This is a genomic window from Lysobacter enzymogenes, assembly GCF_017168095.1.
GTDB classification, from domain to species: Bacteria; Pseudomonadota; Gammaproteobacteria; order Xanthomonadales; family Xanthomonadaceae; genus Lysobacter; species Lysobacter enzymogenes_D.
The window spans coordinates 1-324 of record NZ_LXSD01000645.1 but is presented as its reverse complement, the minus strand read 5'-3'; the positions used below and the strand labels follow the sequence as shown (position 1 = coordinate 324).

General features: G+C 78.7%; 1 protein-coding gene. It reads right to left on the bottom strand.

Annotated features, from left to right (window positions below; translation table 11 throughout):
- Positions 1 to 10: 10 nt before the first annotated feature.
- Positions 11 to 324: hypothetical protein (locus A7A76_RS24765; RefSeq protein WP_206413818.1), on the bottom strand; the 314-nt coding region annotated here is incomplete at its 5' end.

Here is a 324-nt window from a genome sequence, read left to right as displayed (position 1 = left end):
GAGGCCGCCGTCAGCGCGCGCCCGCCGCGCGCCGGATCAGGCACACCGCCTCGCGCCCGCCGCCCGGCCGCGGCCGGTACAGGCCGACGTAATCGAGCGCGGGCCCGGCCGAGCTCCACAGCGCGACATAGGTGGCGTCGCCGAAACGCAGCGGCAGCGCGGTGGTGGTGCGGGTCTGGAAGAAATCGTCGCCGCCGGCGATGCCCGGCAGCGGCGCCGGCACCGCCTGGCGCAGCGGCTCGCGCCGGCTCCAGGCGGCGCTGCGCAGGTCGTCGCAATGCGACAGCGGCGGCCGCGCGCCGTCCCACTGGCACGGCACCGCCT